Origin of the sequence: Desulfospira joergensenii DSM 10085, from assembly GCF_000420085.1 — a bacterium.
Classification (GTDB): domain Bacteria; phylum Desulfobacterota; class Desulfobacteria; order Desulfobacterales; family Desulfobacteraceae; genus Desulfospira; species Desulfospira joergensenii.
Window position 1 is genome coordinate 1359014 of record NZ_ATUG01000001.1, and the last position, 15019, is coordinate 1374032.

At 52.2% G+C, this 15019-nt stretch carries 14 protein-coding genes and 1 riboswitch; of the genes, 6 read left to right on the forward strand and 8 right to left on the reverse strand.

Going from position 1 to position 15019, the window contains the following annotated elements; all coding sequences use genetic code 11:
- The first annotated feature begins 11 nt into the window (after positions 1 to 11).
- The 5 genes from F608_RS0106810 to F608_RS0106830 all read left to right on the forward strand — a co-directional run bounded on the left by F608_RS0106810 (position 12) and on the right by F608_RS0106830 (position 4322).
- Positions 12 to 371, forward strand: a complete 360-nt coding sequence (locus F608_RS0106810) for a NifB/NifX family molybdenum-iron cluster-binding protein (protein WP_022664870.1) — start codon at positions 12 to 14, stop codon at positions 369 to 371.
- A 114-nt stretch (positions 372 to 485) separates the two neighbouring features.
- Entirely contained in the window at positions 486 to 740 is a 255-nt protein-coding gene (locus tag F608_RS0106815; protein ID WP_022664872.1) for an FmdB family zinc ribbon protein, read from the forward strand.
- Between the two features lie 125 nt (positions 741 to 865).
- Positions 866 to 941, forward strand: a riboswitch (cyclic di-GMP riboswitch).
- 139 nt (positions 942 to 1080) lie between these two features.
- Positions 1081 to 2292: an EAL and HDOD domain-containing protein gene (locus F608_RS0106820; RefSeq protein WP_022664873.1), complete on the forward strand. Its 1212-nt coding sequence runs from the start codon at positions 1081 to 1083 to the stop codon at positions 2290 to 2292.
- Positions 2279 to 3457, forward strand: a complete 1179-nt coding sequence (locus F608_RS0106825; protein WP_022664874.1) for a THUMP domain-containing class I SAM-dependent RNA methyltransferase — start codon at positions 2279 to 2281, stop codon at positions 3455 to 3457. Before F608_RS0106820 ends, F608_RS0106825 begins: the two co-directional genes overlap by 14 nt.
- 106 nt (positions 3458 to 3563) lie before the next feature.
- Entirely contained in the window at positions 3564 to 4322 is a 759-nt protein-coding gene (locus F608_RS0106830) for a DUF547 domain-containing protein (protein ID WP_027362544.1), read from the forward strand.
- Positions 4323 to 4351: 29 nt separating this feature from the next.
- On the opposite strand, the gene F608_RS0106835 is transcribed toward F608_RS0106830, so the two are convergent.
- Together F608_RS0106835 and F608_RS30985 are read right to left on the reverse strand one after the other, a co-directional pair.
- On the reverse strand, positions 4352 to 5098 hold the full coding sequence (locus F608_RS0106835; RefSeq protein ID WP_022664875.1) for a glutamine amidotransferase: 747 nt from the start codon (positions 5096 to 5098) through the stop codon (positions 4352 to 4354).
- Positions 5095 to 5514 (reverse strand): sirohydrochlorin chelatase, encoded by a 420-nt coding sequence (locus tag F608_RS30985; RefSeq protein WP_279615082.1) that lies wholly within the window; start codon positions 5512 to 5514, stop codon positions 5095 to 5097. The genes F608_RS0106835 and F608_RS30985 overlap by 4 nt, the downstream gene beginning before the upstream one ends.
- A 446-nt stretch (positions 5515 to 5960) precedes the next feature.
- On the opposite strand from F608_RS30985, the gene F608_RS0106845 reads away from it, so the two are divergent.
- Entirely contained in the window at positions 5961 to 6578 is a 618-nt protein-coding gene (locus F608_RS0106845) for a GAF domain-containing protein (RefSeq protein WP_022664878.1), read from the forward strand.
- Between the two features lie 84 nt (positions 6579 to 6662).
- On the opposite strand, the gene F608_RS0106850 is transcribed toward F608_RS0106845, so the two are convergent.
- From F608_RS0106850 to F608_RS0106880, 6 genes are all read right to left on the reverse strand, one after another.
- A complete protein-coding gene (locus tag F608_RS0106850; protein ID WP_022664879.1) occupies positions 6663 to 7325 on the reverse strand; it encodes a nitrite/sulfite reductase domain-containing protein in 663 nt (220 codons plus the stop codon).
- Positions 7319 to 8344, reverse strand: coding sequence for an SDR family oxidoreductase (locus tag F608_RS0106855; RefSeq protein ID WP_022664880.1), 1026 nt, complete (start codon positions 8342 to 8344; stop codon positions 7319 to 7321). The genes F608_RS0106850 and F608_RS0106855 overlap by 7 nt, the downstream gene beginning before the upstream one ends.
- 57 nt (positions 8345 to 8401) lie before the next feature.
- Positions 8402 to 9691 (reverse strand): nucleotide sugar dehydrogenase, encoded by a 1290-nt coding sequence (locus tag F608_RS0106860; protein WP_022664881.1) that lies wholly within the window; start codon positions 9689 to 9691, stop codon positions 8402 to 8404.
- Between the two features lie 308 nt (positions 9692 to 9999).
- On the reverse strand, positions 10000 to 11967 hold the full coding sequence (acs, locus tag F608_RS0106870; protein ID WP_022664883.1) for an acetate--CoA ligase: 1968 nt from the start codon (positions 11965 to 11967) through the stop codon (positions 10000 to 10002).
- A 61-nt stretch (positions 11968 to 12028) separates the two neighbouring features.
- Positions 12029 to 13318, reverse strand: coding sequence for an L-lactate MFS transporter (locus tag F608_RS30990; RefSeq protein ID WP_022664884.1), 1290 nt, complete (start codon positions 13316 to 13318; stop codon positions 12029 to 12031).
- 248 nt (positions 13319 to 13566) lie between these two features.
- Complete coding sequence (locus F608_RS0106880; RefSeq protein WP_022664885.1) at positions 13567 to 14955, reverse strand: sigma-54-dependent transcriptional regulator; 1389 nt, start codon at positions 14953 to 14955, stop codon at positions 13567 to 13569.
- Between the last annotated feature and the right edge of the window lie 64 nt (positions 14956 to 15019).

Genomic DNA, 15019 nt, shown 5'->3' on the forward strand with positions numbered 1-15019 from the left:
AGGACAGCAAGATGAAGATTGCCATAACATCCAAGGGCCGGGGCCTGGATGCCCAGGTGGATCCCAGGTTCGGCCGGGCTTCATATATCATTGTCGTGGATACCGACACAAAAGAATTTGAGGTCATTGACAACGAGAACAATAAAAATGCCTTCAAGGGCGCCGGCATCCAGGCGGCCTCCAGTATCAGCGAAAAAGGCGCCAAGGTTCTGTTGACGGGATTCTGCGGACCCAATGCCTTTAAAACCCTTGATGCCGCAGGGATCAAGGTCGCCAACGACGCCGACGGAACCGTCAGCGGGGTGATTGAACAATTCAACAAAGGAAAATTTACATATGCCGACGGAGCCAATGTAGACGGTCACTGGTAGATTCAGCCATCGGCTTCCCCTGGAGCCCCGTTGCCGCCCCCCTTTCTCTCCATACCTACCCTGTCCCCTGGGGGATGCGGCCGGGGCTCCAAACACCATAATAGGAGACATCTTATGCCCCTGTATGATTTTCAATGCAAGGCGTGTGGAAAAGAAAGTGAAGTTCTGGTGATCGACAGATCAGACCTGCCGACCTGCTCCCATTGCGGCAGCCAGAACCTAAAAAAACTCATGGCCGCCCACTCTTCCATGTCAGGTCCCTCAAAAAACAGCATGCCCGGCCTGAAGGACACGGCCTGCTGCGGCTCCACACCGGGACAGGCATCCGGGTGCGCCGGCCCGGGATCCTGCTGCGGAAAGTCCTTCTGATTTTCCTTTCGGGATTCTGCCGGACCCCGCCAAGGGGCAGAAAGCGGCCGATTTGGGTTCAAATCCTGCCAAAACATAAAATTCATTGACAAATCTTTGAAAACGCGTAGAATTTTGTCGTCTTAACTTTTAAAAGCCAAACTTGCCGCGAGGCAAGGACGGAAAGTCACGGGTCTTAAAAAAGATAGCCGGATTGCAGACAAAAAATAGTATGCCGTTGCAACCGGATTACCTTTTTTAGGGGGGATCCGGTTTTTTATTTTGAAATAATGGTTATACTGTGCCAGGGCAGTGCAACGTAAAAATCATTTAATATTCTGATCGATTGGGATGAATTAAAATGGAGATATTTGTTGCAAGACAGCCAATTTTTGATACCCAGCTAAAAGTTTTTGGCTATGAGCTTTTATTCAGGGACAGGCTGGAAAACGCATTCCCGGGCATTGAAGGAGATATTGCCACCTCAAACGTCCTGTCCAATGCCTTTTTCTCCTTTGAACTCATGGAGATCCTGAGAAACAGGCCCGGGTTTATCAATTTCACCGAAAAACTGATCACACAGAAGACCGCCCTGCTTTTCCCTGCCCGCCATATCATTATAGAAGTATTGGAAGATGTTGAACCCTCATCCGGGATCATACATGCACTTCATCAGATGAAAAAAAAGGGATATCGAATTGCCCTGGACGATTTTTCAGATCACAAAAAATACGCCCCCCTGGTGGAAATAAGTGATATCATCAAGGTGGATTTCAAGTATTCCAAAAGGGAAGATATTTACAAGATGGCAGAAAAGATTAAAACGGATCAAAAAACAACTCTTCTGGCAGAAAAAGTGGAGACCCATGAAGATTATGCCCGGGCCCGGGACATGGGCTTTCAATTGTTTCAGGGCTATTTTTTCTCCAGACCTGAAATGCTCTCCAAAAAAGACATTTCTCTCAACCAGGTGACCAAACTCCGTCTGATCAATGAACTTCAGTATGAGAACCTGGATATAAGAAAAGTCGAGTCCCTGATCAAAAATGATGTTTCCATTTCCTATAAACTGCTCAAATTTTTAAATTCAGCCTATTTTAAACGCCCCAACCCCATTCACACCATCAAAGATGGGATCACCTATCTGGGGGTGGATGAATTAAAAAAATTCATCAGCGTCATTGCCGTATCCGATCTGAACAAGGACAAACCCAATGAGCTGGCCAGGCGATCCGTGGTCAGAGCCATGATGTGTGAAAAACTCGGATCCATACTCCATACGGAGTTCTCCGACGATGAACTTTTTACCCTCGGGCTTTTTTCTTTCATGGATGCCATGCTGGATCATACAATGGAAGATATCATAAAGGTGCTCGGATTCTCACAGAAGATGAATGAGGCCCTTCTCGGCAGGGTAAAAAGTTTTAATACGATGTTGAAACTCATCACCTCTTTTGAAAAAGGGGAGTGGAGCAAGGATATTTTCAGGGCCATATCCGGGAAGGCCATAGAAACGAAACTGCCGGGTTATTATTTTGAGTCCATCCGGATGGCCAACAATGTCTTTGAGTAAAAATCCATCTGCCTTTGAAAAGAGGGTAAAGCGGCGGATCATTGCCAGACAGCATGAATTTTTTGCCGTATGCTCCCCCGGACTTGAGTCCCTCTGCAGATCTGAAATGGATGAACTGGGAGATCCAATCCTCAATCCCCGGGTGGTAAAGGGCGGGGTCGCCTTTGAAGGTAGGCTTGAGGCAGGATATCTGGCCAATCTCCATCTCCGGAGCCCATCCAGGCTGCTACTGAGACTGGCCTCTTTCAAGGCTGCGAATTTTCCGGCCCTGGAAAAAAGCATCTCCTCCGTTGACTGGGAGCTGTTCCTGCCTTCCGATGCAGACATCCGGATCCAGGTGAGCTGTAAAAAATCAAGGCTCTTTCATTCCGATGCCATTGCCCAGAGGTGCCGGCCCATTATTCAGTCCAGGCTGAGCACAGGGGCACCCCAGGAAAGCGGCAGTATCCAGACCCTGATGATCCGTGCTGAAAATGACCGTTTCCAGGTTTCCCTGGACATGTCCGGGGCCCTTCTGCACAGGCGGGGGATCAAAGGCCACGTGATCTCGGCCCCTTTACGGGAAACCCTTGCCTTTGCCCTTCTCAAGGAATCCGGCTTTCATGGGGGAGACATCCTGGTGGATCCCATGTGCGGGTCCGGGACATTTTCCATTGAAGCGGCCATGATCCGATCCCGGGTGCCGCCGGGGTTTTTCAGGTCGTTTGCCTTTGAGGCCTGGCCCGGTTTCCGGCCTGAAAATTTTAATCACCTAAAAAAAAAGGCCAAGGAAAAATTTATCCTGTCCCGGGAGCCGGAAATCTTTGCTTCGGATCTTGATCCCAGGGCGGTGGATGCGGTCAGGGCCAATATTTCCGCCCATGAATTTCTTAATTCCATCCGGGCTGAAAAAATTGATTTTTTTGATATCATGCCCCGTCCGTCTCTTCAAAAAGGTGTGATTCTCCTGAATCCACCCTATGGAAAACGGCTTGGCCAGGGGCAGAACGCGGATGATTTTTACCATGAGATCGGCCAAAAACTGACCCGGGATTTTAAGGGGTGGCGCCTGGGCATCCTTTGTCCGGATCACCGGACCCGGAAGGAATTAAGTCTGAAACAGCTTAGGTCCAGGATAATTTTTCACGGGGGCCTCAACCTGATTGCGGGATTCGGGGTGATATAATTGAGAATTGAGAATTGAGAATTGAGAATTGAGAATTGAGAATTGAGAATTATACGGACATGAAGTAATCTCTCTGTCAATCCTTAATTTTTCTAGAGAGGGATCCATGGGCAATCCAATTTCATTTTACAAAAAGGCCGGTGCGTCTGTCCTGTTTTTTATGGTCCTGTTCCTGGCTTTTCCGGGACCTTGCCCGGCAGGCGTGGACAACCGCATCTATGCCGGTCTGCTCAAAAAACATGTATTCAGGGGCCGGGTCGACTATGACGGGTTTAAACAGGATGAAAAACGTCTGGACGAGTACCTTGAGCTTCTGAGCCGGACCGACCTTGAATCTCTTTCCCGGAGCGGCAGGTTCGCTTTTTACATCAATCTGTACAATGCGGCCACCATTCAACTGGTATTGACCGAGTATCCGGGCATCAATTCCATCAAGGAAATCGGTTCATTTTTCTCCGGCCCCTGGAGCCGGAAGTTCATCTCCCTCAACGGCCGGAAACTCTCCCTGGATCAGGTGGAGCATGATATTTTAAGGCCTTTTTTCAAGGATCCCAGGGTTCACTTTGCGGTTAACTGCGCCTCTAAAAGCTGCCCTGCCCTGCTCAACGTCCCCTATGAGGGAAAAACCCTGGAAACCCAGCTTGACGACCAGGCAACTGCCTTTATCAACGATCCCAGGCGCAATACCCTCCGGGGCACCACCCTCTTTGCCAGCAGGATCTTTGACTGGTTCCGGGAAGACTTTAACGACAATCCCCTTGGTTTTATCCGGCAATATGCCCGGGGAGAACTCAAAGAAAACCTGGATGGGGGAAAAGAGATCAAACTTGATTTTCTCCCCTATGACTGGAGCCTGAACCGGTGAACCGGCCAGAGGGGTTCTCTCTCCCGGTGTCAGGCCAGGCAGAGGCGGCCGAATCTTTCCAGAATTTTCAATGCATGGGGAGTTTCTTCAATCCCGTCCAAAATCGGTTTTAGATCACGGCCTGAGGCCTCAATCTTGGCCTGCATATACTCAACATAGGCCTTCATGATGGGCCTGTCGTACTCGGGATGAAATTGCACGCCCCATGCTCTATCCCCAAGCCTGTATGCATGGTGGGGCTCAAAATCATTCCCGGCCATGTGAACGGCATGGGCCGGCAGACACACCACGGTCTGGGAATGGCAGACATGGGCCTTGAATATCTCAGGAAATCCATGAAAAAGAGGATCCTCTTCACGGGTCTGTTTGATGTCCACACAGCCGATCTCGATTCCCCGGGGATGATAATCCACCTGCCCTCCCATGGCCCGGGCCAGGACCTGATGGCCGTAGCAGATCCCCAGAATCGGAACCCCGGCCTCAACCATCTCCCGGAGCCAGTTTTCCAGGACAAGGCTCCAGTCCAGGTCATCGGTGACCATGGCATGGGATCCGGCAACCACGGCCCCCATACATTGCTTTTTTCCGGGCAAAGGCTCATGCCCGCTGGCATTGACCACCCGGATCATTTCCGGTTCCACCCCAAGGCCCCTGGAAATCCAGTCTTCAAAATCTCCGTACCTTGATTTCATGGACGCAAATGTATTTCCTGTTTTTACCACGATGATCTTTTTATCCATGTCCCGGCCACGGACCTCTTTTTCATTTGGTTTCAATCTGCCCTTTCCCCCTCCGGCCGGGGTACCCCTTCCCTGACTTCATTGAGGATGACATCCTCAATGGATTCAAGGGCCCCCAGATGCCGGGTGATAATGAAATCCACACCTGGATGGGTCTTTTGGGCCTTTTCAATGCATTCCGGCAGATCCTGAAGAACATGGGTGCCCACGGCAATGAAAAAAGGAAAAATGAAAATTTTTTTTGCCCCTCTTTGAACCAGGGTTTCCATGACCTCTTCCAGACCCGGCTCTGTAAACTGCAGAAAAGCATGTTCCACAAAATGGAACTCATCTGCTGCCTTTTTTGCCAGTCTTTCCACCAGGGCTTCAACCTCCAGGGCGGTTTCCTTTTTCCTGCTGCCGTGGGCGGCAATGACAAGGGCTTTCACTTTTGTACTCCTCTGATTCTTTATATAATCATAAAAACGGAAACAGACATTATTGAAACAGCCTTGTACCCGTTTTGCATGGCGGACGGGTCATAAATCCGGAGCATAAAAAACACCGGAATAAATCTCCAAAAGTTTACCATACCACTTCAGAGACTATATCAATTATGGTTCGGCCTAGGCAAGCTTTCCAATGCCTGTCCCGAACATTTTCGAAAAGGCCCCAGGCACCCTCTTTGCGGTTAAGTCTTCTTGTTGCTTTATCAAAACCCTTTGACTCTTTTAGGGGATTGGACTATACTTATTCCATCCTTATGAATGAGTTCCATCCTGTCTCATTTGCCTTTTCCCTGACCGGCTTGTCCTGATTTTCAGCCTCTCTTAAAAATTGTTTTCCGGATTGCCCATGGCCCGGAGCAGGCGTTTCTGCCCGGAGCCGGATCTTATAATTTCAACCAAAGGAGGCCCAGATGGACAAACACGCCATGTACTACGACACCCTTATCAAGGTCACCACAGCCATTTCCCAGTGCAAGGATCCGGAAGATGTTGCACTGATAACGGCGGAAAGCGTAAAAACAGCATTTAAGGCAAAAGGCTGTTCGATTTTCCTGGTCGACCGCGACACCCGGGAACTGGGACTTGTGGCATCATACGGGTTGAGCGAGGAGTATCTCAACAAGGGTCCCATTCACTTTATGCAGACCATCAAGGAAGCCAAGGATGCGGTACCCGTTGCCATTTACGATGTCATGGATGATCCCAGGATCCAATACCCTGACCAGGCCCGAAAAGAGGGAATCGTCTCCCTGCTCGGGGTTCCCATCATCAGCCACGATAAAGTCATCGGTGCCCTCCGGGTCTACACCAAGGAACACTGGGAATTCTCCTACAACGATATCACCCTGGTCCAGGCCGTGGCCCTGATCTGCGGCATGGCCATGGATATGTGCAGAATGTACAAGGGGTATAAAACCAGTATCGAGATTCTCAAGCACATGAGAGGGCAGGATGCATACCGATCCAATAAATGGACCCCTTATGAAGGGGTTCCCAGGAGTGTGGATCAGTCCATTTGCGATTATTGATAAAGGGGCGGCAATTGTCCGGGAAAACCGCGAGGGCCTGAGAAATTCCTCCTGCGGTTTTGTCCGAAAATCAAACGGGACTCGTCATAAACCAAGGTCTTGTTTAATGGTATCCAGGCCCAGACGGTCGACCATCCTTCCCATGCGCTCCCGCTTTGAGTTCTCCCGATAGTACTCAACCACCCGGGCCACCATGGATTTGGCATCTTCAAAGGAGAGATCTTCAACAAGAAGGTCGGCCAGCCGGGGACGGGCCGAGCCGTTCCCGCCGATGGTAAGGGTCCACCCATCCTGGGTTCCGTATAAAGCAATATCTTTGATGCAGTTTTCTGCGCACTGGATCTTGCACCCGCTGACCCCCATCTTCATCTTGCTGGGCAAAACCATTCCATGGTAGATCCTGTCCAGTTCCAGACCCATTGCCAGGCTGTCCTGCTTGCCCAGCCGGCAGAATTGAGTTCCCGGGCAGACCTTGATGCTCCTGACGCAGAGCCCTGTTGCCTGCCCCGGGTCCATGCCCAATTTTTTCCAGATCTCATCCACCTGGCCTTCTTCAATCCCGATCATGGCGATCCTGGCGGCGCTGGTGATTTTTAATGCAGGGACCCCGTATTGTTCCGCAGCATCTGCAATTCTGCGCAACTGATCCGGATTGACCAGTCCGCAGGGCAGGTGGGGGGCAATGGCGTATTTGGGTTCATCCTTGCCCCTCTGCCGGATCACTCCTTTTTCTCCGTCTTTTAACATGAAAGATTCTCCATATACCACTCTGCCGCCAGGTCGAGTCCCTGGCCGACAGAAAATTGAGGTTTGTATCCCAGAAGCTTGCCTGCCTTTGATATATCTGCCAGGGAGTGCCTGACATCTCCGGCCCTGAAGTCCCGGAAAACGGGATTGAGGCCTGCGCACCGGGGATATGCACGGACCACCCGGTCCTTGATCATGACAAAGAGCTCATTTAAGCTGGTCCTTTCCCCAAAGGCCACATTGTACACCTCATCGGCGGCCTCGTCCCCTGCCAGGGCGGAAAGCAAATTGGCCTGGACGCAATTGTCAATATAACAGAAATCCCGGCTGGTCTCGCCGTCTCCGTTGATATAGACCTCCTCTTCCCGGACCATGGAGGCGAACCAGAGGGGGATCACGGCGGCATAGGCCCCAAAAGGATCCTGGCGCCGGCCGAACACATTGAAGTACCTCAGGCCGATGGTCTTAAACCCATAGGTGGAGGAAAACACCTCTGCATAAAGCTCATTTACATACTTGGTCACGGCATAAGGCGAAAGGGGCTTGCCGATCTTATCCTCTTTCTTGGGAAGTCCGGGGTGGTCGCCGTAGGTGGAGCTGGAAGCGGCATAGACAAACCGCCTGACTTTGGCATCCCTTGCCGCCGTAAGTATGTTTAAAAAGCCCGTGATATTGTTCTCATTGGTGGTCAGGGGATCGGCAACAGATCTTGGGACCGATCCCAGGGCCGCCTGGTGCAGCACATAATCCTGGCCGGTGCAGGCTTTTTGGCAGATCTCGAACCGGGTGATGTCTCCCTGGATAAACCTGAAATTTTTCCATTTTTCCGGCCCGACAGCAGCCTTTACCTGATCCAGGTTATGCTGGAACCCGGTGGAGAAATTATCCACGCCGGTTACCTTCTGGCCGAGATTCAGCAGGGTTTCCAGGAGATTGGACCCGATAAACCCGGCACATCCGGTTATCAGCCAGGAAAAGGATTCTCCATTTAATCTGTCCTGCAATTTTTCAAAACTCATTTTTTTACTCTTTTAGTTTGTACGGCGTAACTTTTTCGCTTTCAGCTTTAGGCTGCTTTACAACCTCCAGAAACTCACACCATTCTGCCTGACCTCTTCCGGGTCGAGCATACACTTCACATCCACCAGGCATCCGTTTTCACCCAGGCGCCCGACAAAGTCTGACACGGATCTCTTCCTGTACCATTCATGGGGAACGGCAAGGATGACCGCCCCCAGGTCTTTTAACTCCTCCCAGGAACGCAGGTTCACCCCGTAATACTCCAGGGCCTCCTTGGGATCGGCCATGGGATCATGGACCAGGACCTCACACCCGTATGAATCCAGCTCCTGGATGATATCCACCACCCGGGTATTTCTTAAATCCGGACAATCTTCCTTAAAGGTCAGTCCCAGGACACCCACACGGGTCTCCTTGACATGACGTCCCTGCTGGATCATCATCTTCACGGTCTTTTCCACCACAAACCGCCCCATATTGTCGTTGATCCGCCGGCCGGCCAGGATAACCTCGGGATGATACCCCTCGGACTCGGCCTTAAAGGTCAGGTAATAGGGATCCACCCCGATGCAGTGCCCCCCCACCAGACCCGGGGTGAACTTTAAGAAGTTCCACTTGGACCCGGCCGCTTCCAATACGTTTTTCGTATCAATGCCCAGGCGGTCAAATATCAGGGAGAGCTCGTTCATCAGGGCGATATTCAGATCCCTCTGGGTATTTTCAATCACCTTGGCCGCCTCGGCCTCTTTAATGGTCTTTGTCCGGTGAACCCCGGCAGTGACAATGGCCTCGTAGAGACCGGCCACCTGCTCCAGAGTGGATTCATCGTCCCCGGATACCACCTTGACAATGGTGGTCAGGGTATGTTCCTTGTCCCCGGGATTGATCCGCTCCGGAGAGTATCCCACATGGAAGTCCTGCTTCCATTTCATCCCGGATTCTTCTTCAAGAATAGGCACACAGATATCCTCGGTGACCCCCGGGTATACCGTGGACTCAAAAATAACCACAGAGCCTTTTTTCATGACCTTACCCACGGTTCTGGATGCACTTTCCACGGGAAAAAGATCGGGTCTTCTGGCCTTGTCAATGGGGGTGGGCACGGCCACAACGATAAAATCCGCATCCGACATCATTGCCGGGTCTGTGGTGGGGGTGAAATGGACCGCCTGTTCAAACTCCTTCTTGGACACCTCCCCTGTGGGGTCTTCATGGATTTTGCAGTTTTCAACGATGCTCTGCTTCAGATCAAATCCGATGGTCTTATATTTTCTTGCGAAATTTACGGCAAGGGGCAGACCCACATACCCCAGTCCCACAACGGCTATTGTCTTTTCATCTGTCATTGCCCTACCCTTTAACTATAAATATTTAGAGTCCATCCTGTGCCCGTTGAGCACAATCGATATCGCCCGTTCAGGTATAACCGCAATTATTATTCCATGAAATGCTTTTTGTAAAGGGCTCCGGGGCGAAAAACCCCTGATTTTAATCATTTTTAAATACGGATAAAAATATTGAAGACCGGAAGGGCCAACCCCTTCCGGTCTTCTGGAGGAAAAGAACTATTTTATGGACCCGATTTGGCCCGGGGCCCCGATCTAGCCCCGGACCAAAACAGGTCCCGGCTCCTTACGGGCGCCGGGGCCAGGGTCTATTGTGTCAGTTCTTTGTGACACTCGATCAAATTACCGACCACTTCGGGATCGGCCAGGGTGGAAATATCGCCGAGCTGGTCAAATTCGTCCGTGGCTATTTTCCGCAAGATCCGGCGCATGATCTTGCCGGACCGGGTCTTTGGCAGGGCCGGTGCAAAATGGATGATGTCCGGGGTGGCAATGGGCCCGATCTCCTTTCTGACATGATTTTTCAATTCCGCCAGCAGGGAATCGGAAGGCTCGCTGGTGACATTCAGGGTGACATAGGCGTAGATGCCCTGGCCTTTGATGTCATGGGGGAATCCGATCACGGCGGCCTCGGCCACCTCCTTGTGGCTGACCAGGGCAGACTCCACTTCCGCGGTTCCCATCCGGTGTCCGGATACGTTGATGACATCGTCCACCCGGCCCGTGATCCAGTAGTAGCCATCCTCGTCCCGGCGGCAGCCGTCACCGGCAAAATAGTACCCGTCAAACATCTCAAAATAGACTTTTTCAAACCGTTCATGGTTGTTGTAAACCGTCCGCATCTGACCGGGCCAGGGTTCTTTGAGGGCCAGGATCCCGTCGCAGGCCCCTTCAAGGGCCTGGCCCTGTTCGTTGAGAATCACAGGGTTCACTGAAAAGAAGGGCAGAGTGGCAGAACCCGGCTTCTGGTCAATGGCATAGGGAAGGGGGGAAATCAGGATCCCCCCGGTCTCCGTCTGCCACCAGGTATCCACTATGGGGCATTTCTCTTTGCCCACGTGCTTGTGATACCACTTCCAGGCCTCGGGATTGATGGGCTCGCCCACGGATCCCAAAAGCCGCAGAGAGGAGAGGTTATACTTCTCCACCCATTCCTCTCCCTGGGCCATGAGGGCCCGGATGGCCGTGGGTGCGGTATAGAACTGGTTGACCTTCCACTTGTCCACCACGGCCCAGAACCGGCCCGGATCCGGATAATTGGGCACGCCCTCGAACATGAGGCTGGTGGCTCCCTGGGACAGGGGGCCGTAAACGATATAGGAATGGCCCGTGACCCAGCCGATATCGGCGGTGCACCAATAGATATCCCCGTCATGGTAGTCAAAGATGTACTTGAACGTGGTTCCGGTATAGACCATATAGCCGCCCACATTATGCTGAACCCCCTTGGGTTTGCCTGTGGACCCGGAGGTATAGAGAATGAATAAAGGATCCTCGGCATCCATCCATTCCACAGGGCAGTCGGCAGACTCGGCATTGGCTGCATCATGCCACCAGATATCCCGGCCTTCTCTCATTTCAATGTCCGACCCGGTCCGCTTGACCACGAAACAGGTTTCAACGGCATGGCCTTTGTCCTTGCAGAGTTCCAGGGCTGTGTCGGCATTGCCCTTGAGGGGTACGGCCTTGGCCCCCCGCATGACCCCGTCCGTGGTGACCAGGACCTTGCACAGGCTGTCCAGAATCCGGTCCGACAGGGCTTCTGCTGAAAATCCGCCGAACACGATGCTGTGAATGGCTCCGATCCTTGCACAGGCCAGCATGGTTACGGCCAGTTCCGGAATCATGGGCATGTAGATGGCCACCCGGTCTCCCTTGCCCACGCCCCTGGATTTCAGGGCATTGGCAAACTGGCAGACCTTTTCATGGAGCTGATTATAGGAGATCTCCAGATCTTCTCCCACTGCATTGCCTTCCCAGATCAATGCGGTCTGATCCCCCCGGGTTGCAAGATGCCGGTCAATGCAATTGTATGTGATATTGGTCTTTGCGTTTTTAAACCATTCAATAAGAATGGGTCCCTTGGACATATGAAAATTATGGTTCCTGACCTTGTCCCACTTCTTTTCCCAGTAAAAATCTTCGGCAATCTCCGCCCAGAACCCTTCGGGGTCTTCGATGGACCTTTTATACAAGGCCTTGTACTCTTCCATGCTCTTTACCCAGGCGTTTTTCCGGTACTCTTCCTCAGGTGCGTGAAATTTAAATTCGCTCATCATCATCTCCTTTTCAAGTCAGTTTACAAAGTTAATCACAGATTCAGGATTCAAGAAAAGATCAGTTTTTCTCAATAACAGTTGCTGCCGCAGGGGCAGGTGTTCCCAATAAAGGTTCGGTCTCCTCTTCCGCTCCCGGAGCCTTGGTCACAACGGCCAGGATGGCACCGACCACAAGCAGGCCGGCAGCCATGAGATAGGCCATCTTGGGACTATTGGTATAGGCCACGATCATCTGGGATACCCTCGGGAAGATAAAGCCGCCCACACCCCAGGCGGAAAAGACCAGGCCGTAGTTGACCCCGAAGTTCTTGAGTCCGAAGAAATCCTTTGTGGCCGAGGGGAACAGGGAGAGGTTGGTGCCGTAGTTGAACCCGATCAGGGCGGCGGCCAGGACCAGGTAGAAGACCTGATCCGGGGAGATGAACATGAGGGACGAGATCACGGCAGCCTGGAAGGTCAGCATGATAAAAAGGGTGTTTGCCCGGCCGATGCGGTCGGAAAGAATGCCTGCGACCACCCGGCCAGAAGCATTGCCAACGGCCATGAGGGCCACAACCACCCAGGCCAGCTGACCCATGCCCTGTTTGGCCATCCCGGCCACGCTGCCGATGATCATGAGTCCGGCTCCCGAGCCCACGCAGAACATGATCCAGAGTTTATAGAAGGCACTGGTTTTCATCATTTCGCCCGGTGAAAAATCCACGAGTTTGGGAGCAGAGGCAGAAGCGGACTTAGCCTTTCCCTCGGGAACATACCCTTCCGGGGGATTGACCAGGAGCTGGGCCAAAAGAGATACGATGATCATGAATGCCACGCCGAAGATGAGCATGGACTGGCTCAGGCCGAATCTTTCAATGAGATAAATGGCCAGGGGAGCAATATATACCGAGGCCAGGCCGAATCCGGCCACGACCAGCCCTGCGATCATTCCGGTTTTTGCCGGGGGGAACCATTTGATGGCCGGCGGAGTGGCAGAGGCATAGCCGAATCCCAGGCCCAGGCCCATGAGAATTCCAAAACCCAGTATCCAGACAATCCAGGAGGTGGAAAAAGCAATGAGGATCAGGCCCGACCCGGTCAGGATACCGCCGATCACCGCGGTAATTCTCGGGCTGATCCGGTCCTGGATCCTTCCGGCGAAAATCATGGCAAAGGCAAACACCAGGCAGCAGACTGCGTAGGGGTCGTTGAGAGAGGCCAGGCTCCAGTTGAAGAGCCCGTCCTTTGCGACAATGGAATCCTTGATGGCCATTTTAAATATGGACCAGGTATAAAGAATCCCCAGAGCCAGGTTAATTCCCAGTCCTGCAAAGGTTACCCGCCAGCCTAAATTTTTCTGATTTTGCATGATAATGATCCCCTCATATTAAATGATTGTGGTTCACATCTTTTAAAAGCAATCATTATGCCAGGGGATTATGATTTATATATCTACTTGATTTTAAAAGATTTTATATGAATTTTTCAGATACGCTCCCCTGCAGATTTTTACAACTAAAGTTGTATTCCACGGCGATTCGTAAAAAAAACACATGGGGAACAGGAGGATCGGCCGCGTTCACAACAAAAGTTGTGAATACAACTTTTGTTGTACGCTTATTTTTGCTGGGATTTCATCTTTAAAAGCCGCTTGCTCAGGGCCTGCTGGGAGATTCCCAGGATCTTTGCCGCGGCAGACTGGTTTCCCCCGGTCTGCTCCATGGCCCTTTCCACCAGCTCCATGGAAGCCTGTTTCAGGGTGGGCAAATCGCCCTCTGGGTCGTCCTCTCTAACCGACGGGGATGCTGAATCCGACAGTCCCTTAAAAAGATCCGCCGTGATGGGGCCGGTTTTATAGCGGGACAGGGCATCATGAACCATGGATTTGAGCTCCCGGATATTCCCCTTGAACGGATACTTCTCCATCTGTTCAATCAGAGTTTTGGGGATATCCGGAACCGGTTTGTCCAGTTCATCTGCTGCCTGGCAGACAAACCGGTCCAGGAGCAGGGGCAGGTCCAGGAGGCGTTCCCGCAAGGGGGGAAGGGTCAGGGTATGGGTGGACAGCCTGTAGATAAGGTCTTTTCTGAAAACCCCTTTTTTTTCAAGGGCCCAGAGATCCAGGTTGGTGGAGGCGATGATCCTCACGTCTGAACGCCGGGTCTGGTCAGATCCCAGGGGCAGGTATTCCCCCTCCTGGAGAAGGCGGAGCAGTTTGACCTGGGAGCCCAGGGCCAGGTCCCCGATCTCGTCCAGGAACAGGGTACCGGCGGCTGCCTGCTCGATGAGGCCGGGCCTGGATTTTTCCGCTCCGGTAAATGCGCCCTTGAGGTGGCCGAACAGGGTATCGGAAAACACGTTGTCGTCCAGGCCGGCCACATTGACCACCACCAGTTTCCCCTTTCTCTGGCTCAGGGTGTGGATGGACCGGCCCACTAGCTCCTTTCCCACCCCGGTTTCCCCGAAGATCAGCACCGGCTGGGAAGAGGGGGAAATGGCCTCGATATAGTGAAAGATGGAATGCATCTTCTCATCCTGGGTGATAATATGGCGGAAGGCCTTTGGATTCTTGACCTGGTCAAACAGATCCCTGGGCAGGGATCCGCTGCCGCCCTCCATGTTCTCATCCATGGCTTTTTTGACCACGGCCAGGAGTTTTTCCTCTTCCACGGGCTTGACCAGGTAGTCCATGGCCCCCATTTTCATGCAGTTGACCGCCGTATCCACATCAATGGTCCCGGTGAGCACAATCACCGGTATTCTGGGCCAGGTTTTCCGGATAATTTTTAAGAGCCGCCCGCCGTTGATGTGGGGCATGTTCAGATCCAGGAGAATCAGGCCGGGGATCTGACGTTCCATCCGGCGGATCACGTCCCGGGAATCGCCGATGGTGACGATATTGTCCAGTCCCGCCATTCTGAGAGTCGTATCCACGGCCATCAGGATTTCAGGCTCATCGTCCACAACAAAAATGGGGCGGTCCATGGCTAGGGCTTTTTCTGTCATATACCTGTTCCGGTGTTAATATATGGGAGATGGAGTTTGAGCGGGGAGATCCGGGATTCTGGTG

Excerpts from the sequence above, each read along its gene's own strand:
- F608_RS0106810 (WP_022664870.1), top strand. The coding sequence starts at position 12 with ATGAAGATTGCCATAACATCCAAGGGCCGGGGCCTGGATGCCCAGGTG.
- F608_RS0106815 (WP_022664872.1), top strand. The coding sequence starts at position 486 with ATGCCCCTGTATGATTTTCAATGCAAGGCGTGTGGAAAAGAAAGTGAA.
- F608_RS0106820 (WP_022664873.1), top strand. The coding sequence starts at position 1,081 with ATGGAGATATTTGTTGCAAGACAGCCAATTTTTGATACCCAGCTAAAA.
- F608_RS0106825 (WP_022664874.1), top strand. The coding sequence starts at position 2,279 with ATGTCTTTGAGTAAAAATCCATCTGCCTTTGAAAAGAGGGTAAAGCGG.
- F608_RS0106830 (WP_027362544.1), top strand. The coding sequence starts at position 3,564 with ATGGGCAATCCAATTTCATTTTACAAAAAGGCCGGTGCGTCTGTCCTG.
- F608_RS0106845 (WP_022664878.1), top strand. The coding sequence starts at position 5,961 with ATGGACAAACACGCCATGTACTACGACACCCTTATCAAGGTCACCACA.
- F608_RS0106850 (WP_022664879.1), bottom strand. The coding sequence starts at position 7,325 with ATGTTAAAAGACGGAGAAAAAGGAGTGATCCGGCAGAGGGGCAAGGAT.
- F608_RS0106855 (WP_022664880.1), bottom strand. The coding sequence starts at position 8,344 with ATGAGTTTTGAAAAATTGCAGGACAGATTAAATGGAGAATCCTTTTCC.
- F608_RS0106860 (WP_022664881.1), bottom strand. The coding sequence starts at position 9,691 with ATGACAGATGAAAAGACAATAGCCGTTGTGGGACTGGGGTATGTGGGT.
- acs (WP_022664883.1), bottom strand. The coding sequence starts at position 11,967 with ATGAGCGAATTTAAATTTCACGCACCTGAGGAAGAGTACCGGAAAAAC.
- F608_RS30990 (WP_022664884.1), bottom strand. The coding sequence starts at position 13,318 with ATGCAAAATCAGAAAAATTTAGGCTGGCGGGTAACCTTTGCAGGACTG.
- F608_RS0106880 (WP_022664885.1), bottom strand. The coding sequence starts at position 14,955 with ATGACAGAAAAAGCCCTAGCCATGGACCGCCCCATTTTTGTTGTGGAC.